The following is a 20,689-nucleotide window of genomic DNA, read 5'->3' as shown; positions in this document are numbered from 1 at the left end:
GCCACCGCCGTCCGCGGGCTCTTCGAGCCTCGTACCCGGGTGATGCGGTGGGCGCGCGCCGGGTACACAGGTCGGCTGACACCGCCGCCCGGCCCCGGCGGGCATCACCGCTGCGTCATGCCTGCCGGGGGCTCGGGATCGGCCGTCACGATCTCGGGCTCCAAGCCCTGGGCGGGCGTGGTGCGGGGCCGGCCGATGTCGCTGCGCCACGCCTCGAAGGCGAATGAGGTGGCGGTGACCACCGCGAGGCCGAGCAGCCAGCCTCCGACCACGTCGCTCACCCAGTGCACGCCGAGCGCGACCCGCGTGCAGCCGACGCCGAACACCGAGGCCGCAGCGAGGACCCACGGCAGCGGCCGCCAGGCCCGGGGGACCAGCGGTATCAGCACCAGCAGCAGCACGGCGCAGGACGTGGTGGCCGTCATGGCGTGCCCGGAGGGAAAGGAGAACCCGGGCGCGTGGGCGACGGGATCGGGCAAGTGCGGGCGGGCGCGCTCGACCGCGTTCTTCGCCAGCAAGCCCACGAGCCCCCCGACCGTCGCCGTGCACGCCGCCCACGCGGCCAGCCGCAGCGCCCGTCGCCACAGCAGCCACACGACCACCGCGGCCACCAGCAGACGCATGGTCAACGGACCCCAGACGACCTGCGTGAGGAACTCCAGCACCCGCACCCAGGCGGGATGGCCGAGCACGGAACGGTGCAGCCGCTCGGCGGCGCCCTGGTCGAGCCGGTGCAGCGGAGCCCATTGGGACTCCACCAGAACCAGTGCGAGGGAGAACGGCACGGCCGCCAGGGCGGTGGCGGCCGACGTGACCGCCAGCCGCGCCCCGAACCGGGCGTCGGGCCCGCCACGGCGGTTCATACCCCAGGATCCTTCGTGACCGGGCCGGCCACCCCCGCCCGTACGGCCTCGAGCTGAGCGGCGAAGGACAGGCCGAGGAAGAGGGCGAGCGAGGTCAGGTACGACCACAGCAACAGCGACATGAACGCGCTGAGCGGCCCGTACACGGTGGTGAAGGAACTGCTCGCCCCGACGTACAGGCTCAGCCCCCACGTCGCGCCGAGCCACAGCACCAGGTAGACGCCGGCGCCGAAGGCCAGCCAGGTGTACCCCGGCTGCGTACGCCGGGGCGAGCGGCGGAAGACGGCGCTGGTGGCGACCACGGCCAGCAGGATCCCGACGGGCCAGCGCAGGACGTCCCACACCTGGTGCGCGGCCGAGCCGAGGTGGTACGTCTCCGTCATGGCGAGGCCGAGGTCGGAGCCGAGGACCGTGACCGAGAAGGCGAGCCCCAGGGGCAGCCCGGCCACCAGCGCCATGACCAGCCCGCGGGTGTACTTGTGGAGGAACGGGCGGTCGCGCTCCACGCCGTAGATGCGGTTCGCGCCTCGCTCCACCTGGCACATGCCGGTGGTGACGTTGGCGATGGAGAACAGCAGGCCGAGCCACAGGGCCGCCTCGCCGCCGTCCCCGGCCTGGCGGCGGCTCTCGCGCAGGGCGTCGTCCACGACGTCCTGGCTGGGGCCGCTGACGATCCGGCTGATCGTCAGCTCGGCCATGCGCCCGATGTCCTCGGTGTGCAGCACTCCGGACAGGCCGATGAGCGCGATGGCGAGCGGCAGGATCGACAGGACCGTCTGCAGGGCCAGGGCCCGGGAGTGGCTGAACCCGTCGGCGTAGCGGAACCGGATGAAGGAGTCCCGTACCAGGTTCCAGCCGCCGTGGCGCCGCAGCGCGGCCCATGCCTCCTCACCGGAGAGGCCCTCGCCCTCCCCGTGCGACTCGGCTTCGGCCGCCTCGACTTCGCTGAGCGGCGGTACCCGTGTGGCGGTGCCCATGACCGTTCCTCCCGTCCCTCTGAATTCCGCGCGAGCGCGCGGGGTTCAGTCCCCGGCGGAGAGGGCCGCCGCCCCCTGCGCCCCGTCCGCCACCCGCTCGTCCGGCGTGCCGCTGCGCGCGGGCACGGGCAGGCATACGCGGAGCGCCCCCGGCTCGACCTCTGCGGTCATCCGCGTACCGGCCGGGAACGCGTCACCGTCGAGCTCCCGCGGCTGAGCTCGGGCGAAGCTGAGCTCGATCCGGGCCGCACTGAAATACTCCAGCGCGCCGCGTGCCGCCCGCCGCCCGGATCCGCCCGGCGCCGGCCGAGCCCGCCCGCCCGTGGTGCCGGAGGCGAGGTGCCCGACCGCCGCGAGCCACCCCCCGGCCCCGCGGGGGTCGAGCAGCACCACCTCCAGCCGGCCGCTGTCGGGCCGCGCGTCGGGGAGGAGCGGCAGGCCGCCTTGCAGCGAGCCGACGTTGCCGATGACGACCATGCGGGCCCGCCGTTCCAACGGGGCAGCCCCGTCGAGCCGGATCGACAGCCGCATCCGGGGATCGCGCAGATGACGCAGGGCCGAGACGACGTACGCGGCCCAGCCCAGGCGCTCCTTGAGCCGCGCCGAGGCGTCCCGCACCATGGCCGCGTCGAAACCGGCACCCGCCATGACCACGAACCGTGTCGGCGTGAAGCCGTCGCCGTTGACCCGGCCCACGTCGAGCCCGACGGCCTCTCCGGACAGGGCCCCGTGCAGGGCGGCCGCCGGATCGGTGGGCAGCCGCAGGTTGCGGGCCAGGAGGTTGCCGGTGCCGCAGGGCACGATCGCCAGGGGGATCCCGGTGCCGGCCACCACGTCGGCGCAGGCCCGCACCGTGCCGTCCCCTCCGCAGACCACGACCAGGGAGGCGTCCGCCTCGGCCGTGCGCACGGCCAGCGCGCCGCACGGCTCTTCGACGGAGGTCTGCTCCCACACCTGGTCCGCGTACCCGTGGCTGCGCAGCACGGCCCGCACCCGCTCGGCCGTCTCCCGGCCGCACGCGTGCGGATGGCGGACCACCACGACCCGGCCCCGCGCCCCGGACGACGTTCCGCCGCCGCCCCCACCGCCCCCGCCGCCCTCGCCGGGTCGCGTCGCGGGCAGGCCGCCACGGGTTGCCGGCCCCGGCGCGGCCCCGGGGGCCGCCAGCAGCAGCGCGTACGCCACGACGAGCAGCGTGCAGGCGCCGTTCAGCAGCCCCGCCACCACGTCCGAGGGGTGATGCATGCCCCGGTAGACCCGGGAGCCGGCCACGGCCAAGGGGAGCAGCAGCAGCACACCCACCACGACGTTCCGCCGGGCACCGCGCAGTCGCCCCGCCGCGAGCACGGCCAGACCCCCGAAGAGCGCCACGGAGGCCCCTACGTGCCCGGAGGGGAAACTGGACGTCGGCGGCGCCCCGTCCATGTGGGGGACATCGGGCCTGGGCCGCTCCACCACGAGCGTGACGAGCACGAACACGGCAGACTGCGCGGCGACGGAGACGGCGAGGAACACCGCCTCCCGCCACCGGGGCACGCGGGGCACGCACAGCAATGCGACGCAGGCCACGAGCGTCAGCGCGATCACGCTGCCGGTCCCGGCCAGCATGGACATCGCGTCCGAGAGAACGGTGGCGGGCGCACCGCGCCGGGCCGCCAGGGCGCGGTTGACCCCGTCCTCGGCGGACAGGGGCCACCGGCCCGCCAGGGGCCCGCACACCAGCAGGCCCAAGCCCGCGACGCAGACCGCCTGCAGGGGCAGCAGCAGGAGAAGACGGCCGGGTCTCGTGTCCGCGTCGTGTGCGTTGCTCATTGACGGCGTGTTACCCGGGAGCGCCCGGTCATGCGTCCACCGGAGCCGGAGCCCCTGAGCCCACCGCACCGGCCATCGTGCGGCGCGACCCGTCAGCCCCCCGACTTGGCGCTCACGGGCAGCTCGTGGACCCTGCTCCCTCTACCACCGTCGGCCGGCCTTCGTCCGCCTCAACCCCGCGATGAACCAGCGGCATTGATCACGACATCGGGGGTCAGGCGGTGCGGATGGCCTTGAGCAGGCGGGCGCAGCGCGTGCTCATCTCCCGGGCGGACTGGTCGGGGTGGGCGATCCACCAGCCCATGAGGGCGCTGACGGTGCCCGTCCACACGTGCTTGAGGGCATCGGCGTCGAGGGGGTCCTCGTTGCCGTGGCCGCTCAGCAGTGCCGCGGTGCCGGTCGCTGCGAGCCCGTCGATGGCCTCGCGGTGCCGCTGGGCGGCGCTGCGCAGTTCGGATCCCGGCGGCAAGGTCCTGTCGTAGAGGACGAACCAGGCGTGACGCCGATCTTCGAGGGCAGTGAAAAGGCCGGTGAGGACGGTGTGGGGGAGCTGCTCACCGGCAGTGGCGGCCGGGCCGCCGGACATCGCCTGGTCGATCGCCCTGACGACGCGGGCGGCGATGTGTTCGAGGCAGGCGAGGTAGAGCCCGTCCTTCGAGTCGAAGTAGGCGTAGAGCATCGGCTTCGTCACGCCCACCCGCCGGGCGATCGCGGCCATCGACGCGGAGGCGTGGCCGTGCCGGCCGAACTCCTCCAGCGCGGCGGCGAGGATCTGCTCCTCGCGCTCGGCGCGCGGTACGCCCTTCGTCCCCGCCGGTCTGCCCCGGCGCCTGCCCGGCGGCGGCGAGGTGGCCGACGGGATGCCCGGTGCTGTGCCGGCGCTTGTGGAGTCCATGAGACGAACTATACGGTGGAGTAAATTACCAAGCGGTAAATTACCGGAAGGTTATATCGCCATGGCTGCCGAGACCGTTCCCGCCGCTCCTCTCGCCCCGCCCCGACGCCGCCGGTCCTGGTGGGGCTGGGGCACCGATGACAAGGCCTTGGCCGACAGCGAGTGCGTCGCCCTCGGCGCGCTGGTCCCCGGTGCGGCCGACACCCCGCTGCCGGTGCCCGACGTCCGCAGCGTCGATCTGCCGAAGGCCGGGGTCGCCCCGCCGTCCTCCCTCGCCCACTTGATGTCCGACACCCCGCCGGACCGGGCCTCCCACACCTACGGCAAGGCCTACCGCGACGTCGTACGGGCGCTGCGCGGCGAACTCGGGGCGGCTCCGGACCAGGTCGCCTTCCCCCGCTGCGAACAGGACGTCGTGGACGTCCTGGACTGGGCCGCCGGCGCGGACGTGGTCGTCGTGCCCTACGGAGCGGGCAGTTCGGTGGTCGGGGGAGTGGAGTACCGCGGGGACCGGCGGCGCGGCGTGGTCTCACTCGACCTCGCCGCCCTGGACCGCGTACTCGACATCGACCCGGTCAGCAGGGCGGCACGGATCCAGGCGGGCGTGCTCGGGCCCGGCCTCGAAGCCCAGCTTCGACCGCACGGGCTGACCCTGCGCCACTTTCCGCAGAGCTTCGAGTTCTCCACCCTCGGCGGCTGGCTGGCCACCCGGGCCGGCGGCCACTACGCCACGCTCCTCACCCACATCGACGACCTGACCGAGTCCTTGCGCGTGGTCACCCCGGTCGGCGTCAACGAGTCGCTGCGCGTGCCCGGTTCGGGCGCGGGCCCGTCCCCCGACCGGCTGTTCCTGGGCTCGGAGGGCACGCTCGGCGTGATCACCGAGGCATGGATTCGGCTGCAGGACAGGCCCCGCCACAAGGCGTCCGCCTCCGTCCTGTTCGACGACTTCAAGGCCGCGGCCGGTGCGGTCCGCGCCGTCGCACAGTCGGGCCTGCACCCGGCCAACTGCCGGCTGCTCGATCCGGGTGAGGCGGCGCTCGCGGGCGTGGCCGGCGGCGGCCGGAGCGTACTCGTCCTCGGGGTGGAGTCCGCGCACTTCCCCGTCGCCGACCGGCTCGCCGAACTGGTCGCCCTGGCGCGGGATCACGGCGGTTCGCCGGCGGGGGCACCGCCCGCGGCCGGTGGTCCCGCCGGTGGACCCCCGGATGACTCCGCGGCCGGTGCGTGGCGCTCCGCGTTCCTGCGCATGCCCTACCTGCGCGACGGACTCGCGCGGATGAGCGTGATCAGCGAGACCTTCGAAACGGCCTGCACGTGGGACCGTGCCGACGCCCTGTACGAGGCCGTGCACCGGGACCTGGGCGCCGTCGTACGCAGGGTCACCGGCACCGAGGGGCTGATCAACTGCCGTTTCACGCACGTCTACCCCGACGGCCCCGCCCCTTACTTCACCGTCATCGCCGCGGCGCGGCGCGGCTCCGAGGTCGCGATGTGGGACGAGATCAAGTCCGCCGCGATGGACGTGCTCGGCTCGCACGGAGCAACCGTCACCCACCACCACGCCGTCGGCCGCGACCACCGTCCCGGATACGACCGGCAGCGCCCGGAGCCGTTCGTCCGGGCGCTGCGGGCCGCGAAGCACGCGCTCGACCCCGCAGGGGTCCTCAACCCCGGAGTGCTCTTCGACGGGGAGCGGAGCTGAGGGCACGGAGCGCACCCGCGGGGGCGCCGTGTGCCCGCCGGCTCAGCGGGCACTCCTGCCGCGGCGCAACAACAGGGAGACGGGGGTCACATCGCATGCCTGTCACAAGCTGCCGGGACGCGGTGTCTCAGTGGTGTAACCGTCAGACAACGGCAATGGAGCCCACCATGGAAGCACGCCTCAACCCCTTCACCAACCCGGTCCTGGGCAAGGTCTTCAAGCACATCATCGCTGCGGGCAAGGTGCTCTCGGACTCGACCCTGCCGGCCTCGACGCAGGAACTGGTCAAGCTCCGCGCCAGCCAGATCAACGGCTGCGGCTTCTGCACCGACATGCACTTCAAGGACGCCGTACACGCCGGGGAGTCCGCGGAGCGCCTCAATCTGGTCGCGGTCTGGCGCGAGGCCACGGTGTTCACCGACGCCGAGCGTGCCGCGCTGGAGCTGGCGGAGGAGGGCACCCGGATCGCCGACGCGGCCGGCGGCGTCCCGGATGCGGTGTGGGCGAACGCCGCCAAGCACTACGACGAGGACCAGCTCGGCGCTCTGGTGGGCGTCATCACCGTCATCAACGCCTTCAACCGGGGCAACGTCCTGCTCCAGACGCCCGCCGGCGACTACCAGCCCGGCCAGTTCGCATAACCAGGAGGGAGCCCGACCCGCGTTCCCGCCTGGATGAGTACCGGCTGGAGGGGCATCAGGGCGGGGAGTGTGCCGCGCGTTCCGGAATTCCGGAACGCGCGGCCCCGGGCGCGGGGCAGGACCGCGACGTGGATCCGCGAGGGTGGGCCCAGGCCGCCTTCACCCCGAGTCCGGCACGGAGCTTGCGCCGCTCGGCGACGCCCGGCCCGGTTCACCCCCGGCCCCACATCCGGGAGTCACGCGCTCGCGTCACGGACGCCGCCGGGCGTTGAGCCGGGCCGCCTGGCGTGTCAGGTGGTCGCGCTCGGCGAGGTTGGGTGCCTTTCGGGCGGCCTCGGCGTACAGCCGTGCCGCCGTCGTCAGGTCGCCGTCGCGCTCGTGGAGGTACGCGGCCACCGCAGCGTGGCGGGGCAGTGAGTCGTCCAGCGCCGCGAGCGCCGCCAGCCCGGCGCGAGGTCCGTCTGCCTCGCCGACGGCGACCGCTCGGTTGAGGCGGACGACCGGACTGTCGGTCAGGCGCGTGAGTTCGTCGTACCACTCGAGGATCTGCACCCAGTCGGTCTCCTCGGCGGTGGGCGCATCGGCGTGGAGTGCCGCGATCGCGGCCTGGGCCTGGAACTCGCCCAGCCGGTCGCGGGCGAGGGCCGTCTGCAGGATCTGGACGCCCTCGGCGATCAACGCGGTGTCCCACCGGCCGCGGTCCTGCTCGGCGAGCGGCACCAGGCTGCCGTCGGGCGCGGTCCGGGTGGCGCGCCGGGCGTGGTGGAGCAGCATGAGGGCGAGCAGGCCCGCCACCTCGGGGTGGTCGATCGCGGCTGCGAGCTGCCGGGTGAGCCGGATGGCCTCGGAGGCGAGGTCGACGTCACCCGAGTAGCCCTCGTTGAAGACCAGGTACAGGACGCGCAGCACGGTGGCGACATCGCCTGGCTGGTCGAACCGCACGCCGGAGACGGTTCGCTTGGCGCGGCTGATGCGCTGTGCCATGGTCGCCTCGGGCACCAGGTAGGCGTGGGCGATCTGGCGGGTGGTCAGCCCGCCGACGGCGCGCAACGTGAGCGCGACCGCGGACGACGGCGTCAGCGAGGGGTGGGCGCAGAGGAAGTAGAGCCGGAGCGTGTCGTCCACCGCGGGCGTGGGCCCGGGCGCCGGCTCCTCCTCGACGCGGTCCTCCCGTCGGCGGCGTGAGGCGTCCGCCCGCCTGGCGTCGAGGAACCGGCGCCAGGCCACCGTGACCAGCCAGCCCTTCGCATCCCGCGGCGGGTCGTCCGGCCAGACGCGGACCGCCTCGACCAGCGCCTCCTGCACGGCGTCCTCGGCCGCCGCGAAGTCGGCTCCGCGGCGGACGAGGACGGTGAGGACGCTCGGTGTGAGGTTCCGGAGCAGGGCCTCGTCCATCGATGACGTCACTCCGTGATGGTGGGGTTCGAGCCCAGGAACGGGCGCAGCTCGAGCCACTCGTGGATCGGCTTCCCGCCCGCCCCCGGGGCGGCCGACAGCTCTCCGGCCAGCTCGACGGCGCGCTCGTAACTGTCGACGTCGATCACCATCCAGCCGGCGATGAGGTCCTTGGTCTCGGCGAACGGGCCGTCGGTGACCGGGGGGCGCCCCTCACCGTCGTACCGGACGAAGGTGCCCTCGGGCGCGAGCGCCTGACCGTCGACGAACTCGCCCGTCCCCTCGAGCCGGGCCGCGAAGTCGTTCATGTACTGCATGTGCGCCGAGATCTCCTCGGGCGTCCACTGGTCCATGGGCACGTCATTGACCGCAGCCGGGGCGCCGCGGTAGTGCTTGAGCAGCAAGTACTTGGCCATGATGGTTCTCCTCGGTGCTGGTGCGACCCATTGTGGTCGCCTTCACTCCGGGGACGGAGCCGGCCACGGGTTCTCGACACAGCCGCCCGATTTTTTTGGCTCTCGTTCATGAGCCCGAAGTACGGGCCCCGGCTTGAGCGCCGTGGCGGATAGCGGAGACCGGGCAGCCCCGGACCGGCTGGAGTCCGGTCCCGGCAGTGAGCCGCACGCACTCCCGTGGGCGGACACCAGCTTCAAGAGCCCCGGGCCCGAACCGCTGCCGCATCATGCAAAGGCCCTGGTTAAGATCATGGCTTTCGTCCAACGAGGGGAAACCATGCGGAAGATCGTCACAGGGGCGGCTCTGGTGCTGGCGGCCGGAGTGCTGACCGGTTGCGGTGGCGGCGGGAGCAAGTCCGAGGAGGCGAAGGGCTCGACGGCCCCGGCCAAGCCCGCCGCCTCCGCGAGCAGCAGCCCGTCGGGATCCGGCAAGCCGGCCTCGGGCGGTGGCGAGGTCAGCCACGAGGTGACCCTGGAAGTGCTCGGCTCCGGACCCGCGCAGATTTACTACAACCTGGCGTCCAACAAGGGCGAACAGGTGACGCTGCCTTGGAAGAAGACGGAGACGATCACCTTCACCACCGAAGCCGAGAAGCGCATCGGCACGACGGTCTCCGTGGTCCCGGGTTCGGTGCAGGCCGCCGACGGCATGCTCAAGCCGGCGTCGTGCGTGATCACCGTCGACGGCAAGAAGGTCGCCGACAACCAGGACGGCAAGACACCCATGTGCACCTACCGCCTGAAGTGACCGTGACACCGGCCCGGCCCGGCGCGCCGCGCAGCCAGTGATGTCCGGGCTGCGCCGGGCCGGTTTGGCGTTGGGGCCGCGGAGCCGGCGTCCTCGCCGAAGGCACTGGGACGGCGTGGGACGGCCTTCCCGACCGGCGCCCGCTGTCACCCTCGACGAACGAGGGCCAGTCGTACCAGCCCGCGGCCAGGTAGACGCGCCGGCTCATCGGGGCGGACGCACCGGCCTCGCCGGCGAATCGGTGAGGTAGAAAGTCCGCGACAGCGTCGCCGTACCGACATCGGCGGCGCTCGACGGCACGAGGCTCACCGGACCGTATCCGCGCATCGAAGACGCGAGTGGTCCTGCCGTGCACAGGGTGAAAACAGCCGGGGTTTCGCACGGCGCAGTCCGACGCGGTTCGGCCCCGTGTGCTGCGGCGGCACCCTGGCCGGACATCGCGATGCCGCTCGCTGTTCCCGCGGCTGTGACCCGGGGCCCGGTCCTTCCCCCCGGAGGACGGGCCCGCCGAGGCCTCCGTGCCCGCCCCTATTGCGGCTTCGGCCCCTTCATGAGCTTGCTGAGCTGCTCCAGCTGTCCTTCCTTCATGCCCCGGACGTAGTCCCAGCCGTTGTGGTCGCCGCCCTGGATCTCGTGGATCGTGACCTTGATCGGGCCCTTGCCGAACTGCTGCTGGAACTTCTCCATCCGGTCGCGGCCGCCCTCCTTGGTGCCGTACTGGAAGAGGACGTTCACCTCGGGGCCCTTGTTGGCGATCAGCTTCGGGGCGAGCTTCTCGGGGTTGTTCGCGTCCATTTCCGCCTGGTGGCCCTTCCAGAGCGGGGAATCGGGGACGATCTCTCCGCCATTGGCTATGACGGCCCGGAAGCGGTCCGGTTTCTGGAGGAGCTGCTTGAGGCCGACGAACGCGCCGGAGGAGTTGCCCATGAAGGCCCAGCCGTCGCGGGACTTGTAGGTACGGAAGTTGGCCTGGGCGAGGTCGGGTACGTCCTCGCCGATCCAGGTGCCCATCTTGGCCTGGCCGGGGATGTCGGAGCCGTCGTAGTAGTACTTGTTGTCCGGGTTCAGGATCGGCATGACCAGGATGAACGGGAGGCTCTTGCCGGCCGCGGCGCCCTCGGCGACGGCCTTCTGGAGGCCCAGCTGCGGCATGGTCGCCCAGTAGTTGTCGGCGTTCCCGTTGCCTCCGGGCAGCGCGATCATGACCGGGAAAGCGCTCTTCGCGTACTCCGGGCGGTCGTACTCCTTGGGCGTCCACACCCAGACGCTGCCCTCGAAACCGGACTTGGGGCCCTTCACCCGGGCCTTGGATATGCGGGTGCCGTCGTCCAGCTTGACCGTCTGCTTGAACTCGGTGAACGGGCCGGTGGGGAGGGACACGTCCGGATCCGCGCTCGGCGCTGAGGGCTGCTTCCCACTGCCGGTCTCGTCGTTCTTGCCCTTGTCCGGCCCGGTGGAGGGCTTCGCGTAGCTGACGGACTCCCCGTTCCCGTCGAACCAGTCCGTCTTCCAGTAGATCAACCCGGCGCCGGCGCCGGCGACCAGGGCCACGGCCACCGCGGAGCCGATCCACACCTTCTTGCGGGATCGCCTGGGCGGCTGTGACTGCGGCTGCGGCTGCGGGTACACGTGCACGAACTTCGCTCCGAACGGTGCGGCTGCCCTCAAGCGGGCAGAACGGGTGGGTCCTCCTCCTCTCTGGATGTGTTTCTCGACCTCAAGGTTGCAAAAACGTGCAATAAATGTCGTTTAGCTTTCAAATGAGTACGTCCTCACTGCTGGAGATGATCCATGTCATTGCAGAGCGCCTCGCCGGGTCAGGCGGACCGAGTGGTTCCGGACAGGTTTTGCGCACCGTGCGTGATGTTCCGGCCGACGATCGGAGTGGCGGGAGGTGCCAGGGCCGGGCGCTGGCGAAATGTGGTCCATCGGGTGCATGGCTGGGAATCGACCTGTCTGCACCCTTCAACTCCTTTTGCGAGGCATACGAGCTGATCCCTACGCTACGGTAACTTCGCTGTCTGTAACGGGGATGTCCCATGGAGAACGCGAAGCATGAAGACCAGCACACTGAATCGCCACAGCCGGTTAGAGGCCCTGGGGGCCTACGTACCCGAGACCGTGGTGACCACCCGGGAGCTGACCGAGGGGATATCCGCCGTCCGTGACGCGGACCTCCAGCGGATCACCGGAATCGCCGAGCGCCGGGTGTACGACCCGGATCCGGCAGCCGCCGAGAACTCCTTCTCGATGGCCCTGTCCGCCGCGCGGGACTGCCTCGCCGGCTCCCGCTACGAGGCCGCCGGCCTCGACGTCGTCATATCGGCCTCGATCACCCGGTTCACTGACGGAGGCCGCTTCACGTTCGAGCCGTCCTTCGCCGCGCTGCTCGCCCGGGAACTGGGCGCACGACCCGCCGTCCAGTTCGACGTGTCCAACGCCTGCGCCGGCATGATGACCGGCGTCTACCTGCTCGACCGCATGATCCGCTCCGGCGCGGTACGCAACGGCCTGGTCGTCAGCGGGGAACAGGCCACCGCCGTCGCCGAGACGGCGGCCCGCGAGGTCACCGACTCCTACGACCCGCAGTTCGCCTCGCTCTCCGTCGGCGACTCGGCGGCCGCCGTCGTCCTGGACGCCTCCACCGACGAGGCCGACCGGATCCACTACATGGAACTGATGACCTGCTCGGAGTACTCCCACCTCTGCATGGGAATGCCGAGCGACCGCAGCCAGGGCGTGGCCCTCTACACGGACAACAAGAAGATGCACGACCGCGACCGGCTCAAACTGTGGCCGCGGTTCCATCGGGACCTCCTGGCCAAGCAGGGCCGGGAATTCGCCGACGAGGCATTCGACTACGTCATCCAGCACCAGGTCGGCACCCGTTTCATCGACTACGTGAACCAGACGGCCGAGGCCGAGTTCAAGACCCCGATGCCCCGTTCCCTCGCGGTCGTCGAGAAGTACGGCAACACCGCCACCACCGCCCACTTCCTGACGCTGCGTGAGCACCTGCGGGCCGGCACCGCCCGCCCCGGATCCCGGTTCCTCATGGTCCCCGCCGCCTCCGGCGTCGTGACCGGCGCCCTGTCGGCCACGATCACGAACATGGGGGTCTGAGCCATGGGAATGGTCATCGCCGCAGCCCACGCCGCCGCGCACCACGGCACCGGACCCGCCTCCTCCGTCGAGCTCGCGAGCCGAGCCGCCCGCGCCTGCCTGTCGCAGGCGCAGGTCTCCCCGTCATCCGTAGGCGTCCTCATCAACGCCGGTGTCTACCGGGAGTCCAACACCTTCGAACCCGCCCTCGCGGCCCTGATCCAGAAGGAGGTCGGCATCAACCTGGACTACATCGCCGACCCGGCCCCCGCCGCCGGCTTCTCCTTCGACCTCATGAACGGTGCCTGCGGTGTCCTCAACGCCGTACAGCTCGCCCAGAGCCTCCTCGACACGGGAAGCGCCGAACGCGTCCTGATCACCGCTGCCGACGTGCACCCCGGCGGCTACGCCCGCCTCGACCCCGGCTACCCGTACGCGGACCTGTCCGGCGCCTTCCTCCTCCAGCGCAGCGCCGACCCCGACGCCGGCTTCGGCCCCGTGTCCGCGTACTCGGGCGACGGACCCAGCGACACCGAGGGGTACCTCGACACCGTGGCCATGGGCAGCGAGGGCCGCTCCCGGATCACGGTCCGCCGTACGGAGGGACACGGCGCGCGGCGCAGCGCACTCGCCGCCGTGTGCACCGCCGGGTACGCCCGCGAGCACGGCATCGACCTGGACCGTACCCTCGTGGTCGACCCGCACGCCGCGCAGGACACGGCCGTCGACGGAGACGGCAAGGAGAGCGGCGACGGCGAGCCGCACACCGCGGCGCCGATCCTCGGCTACCTCCAGGCCATGGCCGCCCCGCGCCCCAAGGACTGCGACCGGCTCCTCATGGTCGCCGTCGGCGCAGGCCCCAGCGCCGCCTGCGTCGCCTACCGGCCCGAAGGCTGGTGACGGGACGCCATGAGCACCGTTCCCCATTCCGCAACCGCCGCCGGCCTGGCCGACTGCCTGGAGCGCAACGCCGCCGCCTTCCCGCACAAGCCGGCCGTCATCCACCCCGACGGCCGCGAACCCGGCGGCGGCCTGCGCTACCGCGAAGTCACGTACGGGGAGTTGCAGGACACGGTCGAGGAAATCGCCCACGGACTCGCCCGCGCCGGGATCACCCGCGGGACCAAGACCGTACTGATGGCACCGCCCGGCCCGGAGCTCTTCGCCCTCGCCTTCGCGCTCTTCCGGCTCGGCGCCGTCCCCGTCGTCGTCGACCCGGGCATGGGCGTGCGCCGGATGCTCCACTGCTACCGCGCCGTCGGTGCCGAGGCGTTCATCGGGCCGCCGCTCGCCCACCTCGTACGGGTCCTCGGCCGCCGCACCTTCGGCCGCGTACGCATCCCCGTCACGCTGGGCCGCCGCCGGCTGTGGGGCGGCCACACCCTCCACGCGCTGCGCACCACCGGTGGACGAAGGACCCCCGCCGCCGACGTCGGCGGCGACGACCTCCTGATGATCGGCTTCACCACCGGAAGCACCGGCCCCGCCAAGGGAGTCGAGTACACCCACCGCATGGCGCTCTCCATCGCCCGCCAGATCGAGGCCGCCCACGGGCGCACCCGCGACGACACGTCACTGGTGACCCTGCCCTTCTACGGCATGCTCGACCTCGTCTACGGCTCCACCACCGTCCTCGCCCCCCTCGCACCGGCCAAGGTCGCCCATGCCGACCCCGCCCTGCTCGTGGATGCGCTGGAACGATTCGGTGCGACCACCATGTTCGCCTCGCCCGCCCTGCTGCGGAACCTCACCGACCACCTCACGGCCCTGGGCCGCCCGCTGCCCGACCTGCGCTGCATCGTCTCCGGCGGCGCGCCCGTCCCCGACTCGGTCGTAGCCGGCCTGCGCACCGTGCTCGGCGAGAAGGCGTCCGTCCACGTCACGTACGGGGCCACCGAGGTCCTGCCGATCACCTCGATCGAATCCGAGGAGATCCTCGGCGAGACCTCCGCCGGCAGCGCCCGCGGAGCCGGCACCTGCATCGGCCGCCCCGTCCCCGGCACCCGCGTCCGCATCCTCCCCGTCACCGACGGCCCGCGCGCCCGCCTGGACCCGGGGACCGCCCTGCCCGCAGGCAGCGTCGGCGAGATACTCGTCGAGGGCGAGTCCGTCAGCCCCCGCTACCACGACGCGCCCCGCTCCGACGCCCTGCACAAGGTGCACGAGACCCAGCCTGACGGCACCTCGCTCACCTGGCACCGCACCGGCGATCTCGGCTACGTCGACGACCGCGGCCGGCTCTGGTTCTGCGGCCGCACCTCCCAACGGGTGCGCGCCGCCGGCCGGGACCTGTACACCGTGCGCTGTGAGGGCGTCTTCAACGCCCATCCACTGGTGCGCCGCAGCGCCCTGGTCGGTATCGGCCCGGCAGGCGCCCAGCGCCCCGCCGTCTGCGTGGAGAGTGACGTCCCGGCCGGCAGCGCCGCCTGGCGGGACCTGGTGGCCGAACTGCGCGGCCTCGCCGCCGACCACGTTGCGACCAGGGGGCTGGAGGAGTTCCTGCACCATCCCGCCTTCCCGGTGGACATCCGCCACAACGCCAAGATCGGCCGCGAGCAGCTGGCCCGCTGGACCGAACGGAGCCTCGCCCCGCCCCCGCCCCTGTTCTCGCGGACCCGTGCGGCCCGCCTCGTACCCCTCGCGGGCTGGGCGTACCTCCTCGGCGGCGCGATCTGGGCGGCCGTCGCGGACGTCCCCGACGTACCCCTGCTGCGCCGGCTCTGGTGGGCCGACGCCTTCCTCAGCATCCCGGTGCACGCCGCGCAGATCCCCCTCGCGCTGCCACGGGGCAGGGCGGCGGGACACGGACGCGCGGCCACCGCCGCACTGACCATGCTCTACGGTGCGACCTGGTGGCGGGCCCTGTGAACATCCTGATCACCGGAGCCACCGGCTTCCTCGGCGGCCACCTCGCCGACGCCTGCCTGCGCGACGGCCACCGGGTCCGTGCCCTGGTCCGGCCCGGCAGCGACACCGCCCGCCTGAGCGCCCTCGGACCGGGACTGGACCTCGTACCCGGCGACCTCGCCGACACCGCCTCGCTGGCCCGCGCGGCCATCGGCTGCGACACCGTGCTGCACAGCGCCGCCCGCGTCGTCGACCACGGCAGCCGCGCCCAGTTCGAGGAGGCCAACGTCACCGGAACGCAGCGGCTGCTGACGGCGGCCCGCGCCGCGGGCGCCACCCGCTTCGTCTTCGTCAGCAGCCCGAGCGCGCTGATGCACCTGCGCGAGGGCGACCGGCTCCGGATCGACGAGAGCACCCCCTACCCCACCCGGTTCTTCAACCACTACTGCGCGACCAAGGCCGTCGCCGAGCAGTACGTACTGTCCGCGAACACACCGGACTTCACCACCTGCGCCCTGCGACCGCGCGGCATCTGGGGCCCACGCGACCACGCGGGTTTCCTGCCCCGCGTGATCGCCTCGATGCGGGCGGGCCGACTGCCCGACCTGTCCGGCGGCAAACGGGTACGGGTCTCGCTCTGCCACGTCGACAACGCCGTCGACGCCTGCCTGCGCGCGAGCGCCGTCCCCGCCGAAAGCATCGGCGGCAAGGCGTACTTCGTGGCCGACCGCGAGGAGACCGACCTGTGGGCCTTCCTCACCCGCGTCGGCGCCCTCCTCGGCTGCCCACCGCCGCACCCCCGCGTCCCCGTCGCGGCCACCCGCATCCTCGCCGAGGCCGTCGAGGCGGTGTGGAGCCTGCGCCCCTCGGCCGGTACGGGCCCACCGCTGAGCCGCTACATGACCGCCCTCCTCACCCGCTCCACCACGTACGACACGGGCGCCGCCCGCCGCGACCTCGGCTACGACCCGCCGCGCACCCAGGAGGACGGCGTGAGCGGGCTGCTCCGCTGGATCCACGGCATCGGCGGCGTCGAGGCCTGGGCGCGACCGGAGAAGCCCCAGGGCCGGAAGCCGCCCGCGTCCACTCGTACCGACCAAGGAAGCACCGCGCGATGACACCCCCTCACCCCATGTACCGGCGGCCGGTGTCGGCCACCGAGCACCTCTACCTTTCCGCGGGGCATGCGCGCGGGACCATGGCCCTGCGCATCGTCGTCGAAGGGCACACCGTCCCCGAACCGGCAGCCCTCCGGGCGGCGGTCGCCCGGGCCGCCGAGACCTGTCCCGGCTCCCGCCTGGTACGACGCGGGCCCGTCTGGACCGCCGAGGGCCCGCTGCCCACGATCCGGTACGCCACGCCGGCCCCCGGTGGCATCGACGTGTCGCAACCGGCCACGGCGGCGTTCCTCACCGGCCGCTCACGCCGGAACGACCCGCCGGAGTGCGGGATCCTGGTCGTCCCCGACACCTCCGCGGACACGGACACCGCCACGCTCGTGTTCAGCGCCTCGCACGCCCTGATGGACGGACACGGCGCCCTGACCTGGGTACGGGAGGTCTTCCGCGCCCTGCGCGGGGAGCCCGGCCGCCCCGCACTCGCCCCCGACACCGACCGCGGCCTGCTGCGCCGGCTCGGCGCCTCAGCCCGGCGCCCGGGACTCGTCCCCGACCGCCCGTCGCCCCTGGGCCGCCCGGTCCCGGGCCGCGAGCAGACCCTGTGGCTCCGCCGAACCCTCCCCGGCCACCACCGGGCCCTCACGGCCAGGCTGGCCCAGGCCCTGACGGACAGCGCGGCGACGGCCGGTGCCCGCTCCGGCGGTGCCCTCAGCGTCAGTACCCGCTCCGGCAGCGCGGCCCGCGGCGGCACCCGGGTCATGATCCCGGTCGACCTGCGGCGCCACCGCCCCGGCATCGTCTCGACCGGCAACCTCACGCTGCCGCTGTTCCTGGACCTGAGCCCCGGACAGGAGTGGCCGAGGGCACAGGTCACCCTGCTCCGGGCGCTCGCCGAGAACCAGGAGCTCGCCGAGGGCTTCGAGTCGGCCCTCCTCCCCCTGCCGACGGCGGCCGGTCGCCTCCTGCTGCGGGCCGCCCAGGCCGGCGCCGTACGGGCCGACCGGCACCTCGCCTCAGCCGTCGTCTCCCACCTGGGTCGTCTGGACCCGGCCGAGTTCTCCGGCGGGGGCTTCACCGCGACGACCCTGTACGCACTGCCCGTCCACGCCCCCCTGGTCCCCGTCTCGATGGCCGCCACGGAGACGAACACCGCCACGGAGCTCACGATGGGCGTCCGCGGTGGCCCCGGTCTGGCCGAACGCGCCACCCGTCTCCTGGACGGAGTCCTGGCCCACCTGCCGACTTCCGCCGCACCGGCAGCAACGGCGGCGCCCGCATCCGCTGCGGTGCCCCGTCCCGCACGGCGGCCCCGGCCCGAGCCCGCGCCTGCGGCGCCGGCCGGGTCCGCGGTGCCGCCCGCAGTGCCGCCCGCGGTTCTGCCCGCGGCTCCGCCGTCTTCCGCACCTGCGACGCTGCCCGCGTCCGGGCCCGTACCGCCCCCCGCCGTGGAACCGGAGCCCCCGCGCCCCGCCACCGTCGTGGAGCTGTTCCGCACACAGGCCGCCCGTACGCCCGGAGCGCCCGCGCTCGACGGCCCCGGCGGGGTGGTCACGTACGCCGAACTGGACCGCCGTTCCGACGCCGTGGCCGCCGAGCTGCTGCGCCGGGGGATCGGTCGCGAAGACCTCGTCGGTCTGGTCGTCGACCGCACCCCGGCCGGGGTCTGCGCCCTGTGGGGGATCCTGAAGGCGGGTGCCGCCTACGTGCCGCTGGACCCCGCCCACCCCGCCGCGCGGACCGCGGAGATCCTCCGCGCCTGCGGCGCCCGGTTCTGCCTGACCCAGCGTCACCTCACCGAAAGCCTCGGCGCGCTCGCGCCCTGCTCCCTGCTTGCGGCCGAGGACCTCGTCACCGGCCCGCCGGCCAGCCCGGTCCCGCCGGCCCCGGCGCTCGAGGACCTCGCGTACGTCATCCACACCTCCGGTTCCACCGGCCGCCCCAAGGGCGTGCAGATCGAACACCGCGCCCTCGCGGGCTTCGTCCGCTGGATGACGCAGGTCTGCCGCGTGGACGCCCGGACCCGCTTCGGCTTCGCGTCTTCCTACGGCTTCGACATCTCCTGCTTCCCCCTCTTCCTGCCCCTCCTGGCCGGCGGAACGGTGGTCCTCGCGCCCGACGCGCCCTCGCCCGCCACCCTGCGCCGGCTCGTCACCGACCACCGGGCCGACACCCTCGCCCTCACCCCCTCCCACCTGCCCCTGCTGCCCGACCGGGGTGACGTGCGCACCCTGCTGCTCGGCGGTGAACCGCTGACCCCGGCCGCCGTACGCACCGCCCGGACCGCCTTCGGTCCCGACTGCCGCATCATCAACGGCTACGGCCCCACCGAGGCGGCCGTCGTCTGCCTCGCCCACGTCGTGGACGATGCGCGGCCGACGACCGCCGCCACCCTCCCCATCGGCACCCCCGGCCCCTACGCCCGGGTCGACCTCGTCACCGAGGACGGCGAGCGCATCGGCACCGGGACCGAGGACACCGGCCGTACGGGGGAGATCGTCGTCAGCGGCGCCCAGGTGGCCCGGGGCTACCTCGGTGCGCCGGACGGCCGCCCCTCCCCGTTCACCGAGCGCGAGGACGGCACCCGCAGCTACCGCACGGGGGACCTCGGGCGGCGACTGCCGGGCGGGGCGGTCGAGTTCGCCGGGCGCATCGACGACCAGCTCAAGATCGCCGGGCACCGCATCGAGCCCGCCGAGATCGTCGCCGTGCTCGAAGCCCGGCCCGAGGTGAGTCGCGCCGTCGTGGCTGCCCGGCGCCGCCCGCACACCACCGCGCCGGTCCTGTGCGCGTACGTCGTCCCGCGCGCCGACGGCTCGTACGGCGGCGCGGGCGACGCCCCGAAGAGCCCGAGCGGTACCGGCGCCCAAGGCGCTCCGCACGGCGGCCCCGACCTCCCCGACCTCCCCGCCACCCTGCGTTCCGCGCTCACCGCCCTGCTGCCCGCCGCGATGGTCCCGGCGCACGTCATCACCGTGGACGCCATCCCCAGCACGGTCGGCGGCAAGGCCGACCTCGACGCCCTCCCCGACCCCTTCACCTCCGCGCCCGTCGTCGCCCACGACACGGCGGAGCCCGCCGCCCTCCAGGCGCGGGTGGCCGCCCACTGGGCCGCGATCCTCGCCGTGGACACCGCCCGGCTGTCCGCGGAATCCGACTTCCAGACCCTGGGCGGAGACTCCCTCGCCCTGGTGGAAATGCTCACTGCCGTCGCCGACGACCTGCTGGAACCCGCCGAGGCCCGGCGCTTCATGGCCGGCCTCGACTGCCTGGTCCGGAACTTGACGCTCGCACAGGTCTGCGCCCACCTCGCCGCCGCCCGACAGGAGCTCCCGGCATGATCTTCGTCGGAGACGGCGCACTGCTGCGCCGAGCCGTCGCACACGCCGCCGCGCAGGGCCACCCCGTAGACCTGGTCTGCTGCGAGGATCCGCAGGACGCGGCAGGCGCCCGGCACCTGCACGTTCCCGCCTCCGACGACGTCAACGCGCACGCCGATGCCCTCGCGCAGGTCTGCACCGACGGCGTCGTCTGGTCCCTCAACAACCGCCGGATCTTCCGGGCCCCACTCCTCTCCGGGGGCCTGCGCATCCTCAACATCCACAACGGCCTCCTGCCCCGCCACCGCGGACTGCCCTCCGTGGCCGTCCTCTTCGCCCTGCTGAACGGCGAGCGCGAGTACGGTGCGACCCTGCACGAGGTCGACGCGGGCATCGACACCGGCCGCGTCCTGGCCGTACGCCGCTTCCCGGTCGCCCCCGATGCCCGCCACTTCCAGGTCATGCTCCGCGGCGTGCGCGCCTGCCAGGCCCTGTTCGAGGAAACCCTGCCGGCGGTCGCCGCTGCCGCGGCCCTCCCGCCCCCACCCGCCCCCGCGGGGCCGTCGGCGTACTACGGGACCCGCGCCCTCGCCCGGCTGGCGGACCACCGCGGCCACCCGGCCTACGCCGCCGCCACGGACCTCGGCCCCTTCGCCGCGCACGCCCCCGAACTGGCCGCGGCGATCGGGACGGCGGCGCCCCCTCATATGAGATGACTTTTCCGGCCGTGTCACCCGGAATGGTCAGGCACCCGATCTTTCCGTGCGTAGGGGACGTGACCTGTGGTTTCCTGAGCCCGCCTCGCCTGTAGTGA

Annotated in this window: 16 protein-coding genes; 9 read left to right on the top strand and 7 right to left on the bottom strand. The window is 73.2% G+C overall.

The features are described 5' to 3' along the window. Positions 1-104: 104 nt before the first annotated feature. The 4 genes from IF09_RS0126215 to IF09_RS0126200 form a co-directional block, all read right to left on the bottom strand. Positions 105-863 (bottom strand): phosphatase PAP2 family protein, encoded by a 759-nt coding sequence (locus tag IF09_RS0126215; RefSeq protein WP_030299697.1) that lies wholly within the window; start codon positions 861-863, stop codon positions 105-107. Next, positions 860-1,840: a YihY/virulence factor BrkB family protein gene (locus tag IF09_RS0126210; protein WP_030299696.1), complete on the bottom strand. Its 981-nt coding sequence runs from the start codon at positions 1,838-1,840 to the stop codon at positions 860-862. Before IF09_RS0126210 ends, IF09_RS0126215 begins: the two co-directional genes overlap by 4 nt. A gap of 45 nt (positions 1,841-1,885) precedes the next feature. Next, the gene (locus IF09_RS0126205) at positions 1,886-3,652 is read right to left on the bottom strand and encodes a diacylglycerol kinase family protein (protein ID WP_051832908.1); all 1,767 of its coding nucleotides are present in this window, start codon (positions 3,650-3,652) and stop codon (positions 1,886-1,888) included. A 214-nt stretch (positions 3,653-3,866) separates the two neighbouring features. Continuing rightward, positions 3,867-4,547 (bottom strand): TetR/AcrR family transcriptional regulator, encoded by a 681-nt coding sequence (locus IF09_RS0126200; protein ID WP_030299694.1) that lies wholly within the window; start codon positions 4,545-4,547, stop codon positions 3,867-3,869. 61 nt (positions 4,548-4,608) lie between these two features. Between IF09_RS0126200 and IF09_RS0126195 the strand changes: the two genes are divergently transcribed. Continuing rightward, on the top strand, positions 4,609-6,252 hold the full coding sequence (locus IF09_RS0126195; RefSeq protein ID WP_030299693.1) for an FAD-binding oxidoreductase: 1,644 nt from the start codon (positions 4,609-4,611) through the stop codon (positions 6,250-6,252). A 167-nt stretch (positions 6,253-6,419) separates the two neighbouring features. Continuing rightward, positions 6,420-6,893: a carboxymuconolactone decarboxylase family protein gene (locus IF09_RS0126190; RefSeq protein ID WP_030299691.1), complete on the top strand. Its 474-nt coding sequence runs from the start codon at positions 6,420-6,422 to the stop codon at positions 6,891-6,893. Between the two features lie 249 nt (positions 6,894-7,142). Here IF09_RS0126190 and IF09_RS0126185 read toward each other — a convergent pair whose 3' ends face one another. Further along, positions 7,143-8,288 (bottom strand): RNA polymerase sigma factor, encoded by a 1,146-nt coding sequence (locus tag IF09_RS0126185; RefSeq protein ID WP_030299690.1) that lies wholly within the window; start codon positions 8,286-8,288, stop codon positions 7,143-7,145. Between the two features lie 8 nt (positions 8,289-8,296). Next, a complete protein-coding gene (locus IF09_RS0126180; RefSeq protein ID WP_030299688.1) occupies positions 8,297-8,704 on the bottom strand; it encodes a YciI family protein in 408 nt (135 codons plus the stop codon). 316 nt (positions 8,705-9,020) lie between these two features. Between IF09_RS0126180 and IF09_RS0126175 the strand changes: the two genes are divergently transcribed. Next, entirely contained in the window at positions 9,021-9,491 is a 471-nt protein-coding gene (locus tag IF09_RS0126175) for a hypothetical protein (protein ID WP_030299687.1), read from the top strand. A 528-nt stretch (positions 9,492-10,019) separates the two neighbouring features. On the opposite strand, the gene IF09_RS0126170 is transcribed toward IF09_RS0126175, so the two are convergent. Further along, positions 10,020-11,126 carry an alpha/beta hydrolase gene (locus IF09_RS0126170; protein WP_030299685.1) on the bottom strand — a complete coding sequence of 369 codons (1,107 nt, stop codon included), beginning with the start codon at positions 11,124-11,126 and terminating at the stop codon, positions 10,020-10,022. Positions 11,127-11,546: 420 nt separating this feature from the next. Between IF09_RS0126170 and IF09_RS0126165 the strand changes: the two genes are divergently transcribed. From IF09_RS0126165 to IF09_RS0126140, 6 genes are read left to right on the top strand one after another with little or no spacing between them, the layout of a single operon-like run. Next, entirely contained in the window at positions 11,547-12,614 is a 1,068-nt protein-coding gene (locus IF09_RS0126165) for a 3-oxoacyl-ACP synthase III family protein (RefSeq protein ID WP_030299684.1), read from the top strand. 3 nt (positions 12,615-12,617) lie between these two features. Beyond that, positions 12,618-13,493 (top strand): hypothetical protein, encoded by an 876-nt coding sequence (locus IF09_RS0126160; RefSeq protein ID WP_030299683.1) that lies wholly within the window; start codon positions 12,618-12,620, stop codon positions 13,491-13,493. Positions 13,494-13,502: 9 nt separating this feature from the next. Beyond that, complete coding sequence (locus IF09_RS0126155) at positions 13,503-15,461, top strand: fatty acid CoA ligase family protein (protein ID WP_030299681.1); 1,959 nt, start codon at positions 13,503-13,505, stop codon at positions 15,459-15,461. Next, a complete protein-coding gene (locus tag IF09_RS0126150; RefSeq protein WP_063607432.1) occupies positions 15,446-16,558 on the top strand; it encodes an NAD-dependent epimerase/dehydratase family protein in 1,113 nt (370 codons plus the stop codon). Before IF09_RS0126155 ends, IF09_RS0126150 begins: the two co-directional genes overlap by 16 nt. After that, a complete protein-coding gene (locus tag IF09_RS40650) occupies positions 16,555-19,896 on the top strand; it encodes a non-ribosomal peptide synthetase (protein WP_063607431.1) in 3,342 nt (1,113 codons plus the stop codon). The genes IF09_RS0126150 and IF09_RS40650 overlap by 4 nt, the downstream gene beginning before the upstream one ends. Beyond that, positions 19,893-20,591: a formyltransferase family protein gene (locus IF09_RS0126140; RefSeq protein WP_030299677.1), complete on the top strand. Its 699-nt coding sequence runs from the start codon at positions 19,893-19,895 to the stop codon at positions 20,589-20,591. Before IF09_RS40650 ends, IF09_RS0126140 begins: the two co-directional genes overlap by 4 nt. The last annotated feature ends 98 nt before the right edge of the window (positions 20,592-20,689 follow it).

It is taken from the genome of Streptomyces katrae, assembly GCF_000717655.1.
GTDB classification, from domain to species: domain Bacteria; phylum Actinomycetota; class Actinomycetes; order Streptomycetales; family Streptomycetaceae; genus Streptomyces; species Streptomyces katrae_B.
The sequence above is the reverse complement of the archived record's forward strand: the minus strand, read 5'-3'. Positions and strand labels throughout refer to the sequence as shown.

Coding starts and splice junctions, on each gene's coding strand:
- IF09_RS0126175 (WP_030299687.1), top strand. CDS start 9,021: ATGCGGAAGATCGTCACAGGGGCGGCTCTGGTGCTGGCGGCCGGAGTG.
- IF09_RS0126215 (WP_030299697.1), bottom strand. CDS start 863: ATGAACCGCCGTGGCGGGCCCGACGCCCGGTTCGGGGCGCGGCTGGCG.
- IF09_RS0126140 (WP_030299677.1), top strand. CDS start 19,893: ATGATCTTCGTCGGAGACGGCGCACTGCTGCGCCGAGCCGTCGCACAC.
- IF09_RS0126205 (WP_051832908.1), bottom strand. CDS start 3,652: ATGAGCAACGCACACGACGCGGACACGAGACCCGGCCGTCTTCTCCTG.
- IF09_RS0126190 (WP_030299691.1), top strand. CDS start 6,420: ATGGAAGCACGCCTCAACCCCTTCACCAACCCGGTCCTGGGCAAGGTC.
- IF09_RS0126200 (WP_030299694.1), bottom strand. CDS start 4,547: ATGGACTCCACAAGCGCCGGCACAGCACCGGGCATCCCGTCGGCCACC.
- IF09_RS0126195 (WP_030299693.1), top strand. CDS start 4,609: ATGGCTGCCGAGACCGTTCCCGCCGCTCCTCTCGCCCCGCCCCGACGC.
- IF09_RS0126185 (WP_030299690.1), bottom strand. CDS start 8,288: ATGGACGAGGCCCTGCTCCGGAACCTCACACCGAGCGTCCTCACCGTC.
- IF09_RS40650 (WP_063607431.1), top strand. CDS start 16,555: ATGACACCCCCTCACCCCATGTACCGGCGGCCGGTGTCGGCCACCGAG.
- IF09_RS0126210 (WP_030299696.1), bottom strand. CDS start 1,840: ATGGGCACCGCCACACGGGTACCGCCGCTCAGCGAAGTCGAGGCGGCC.
- IF09_RS0126165 (WP_030299684.1), top strand. CDS start 11,547: ATGAAGACCAGCACACTGAATCGCCACAGCCGGTTAGAGGCCCTGGGG.
- IF09_RS0126180 (WP_030299688.1), bottom strand. CDS start 8,704: ATGGCCAAGTACTTGCTGCTCAAGCACTACCGCGGCGCCCCGGCTGCG.
- IF09_RS0126155 (WP_030299681.1), top strand. CDS start 13,503: ATGAGCACCGTTCCCCATTCCGCAACCGCCGCCGGCCTGGCCGACTGC.
- IF09_RS0126160 (WP_030299683.1), top strand. CDS start 12,618: ATGGGAATGGTCATCGCCGCAGCCCACGCCGCCGCGCACCACGGCACC.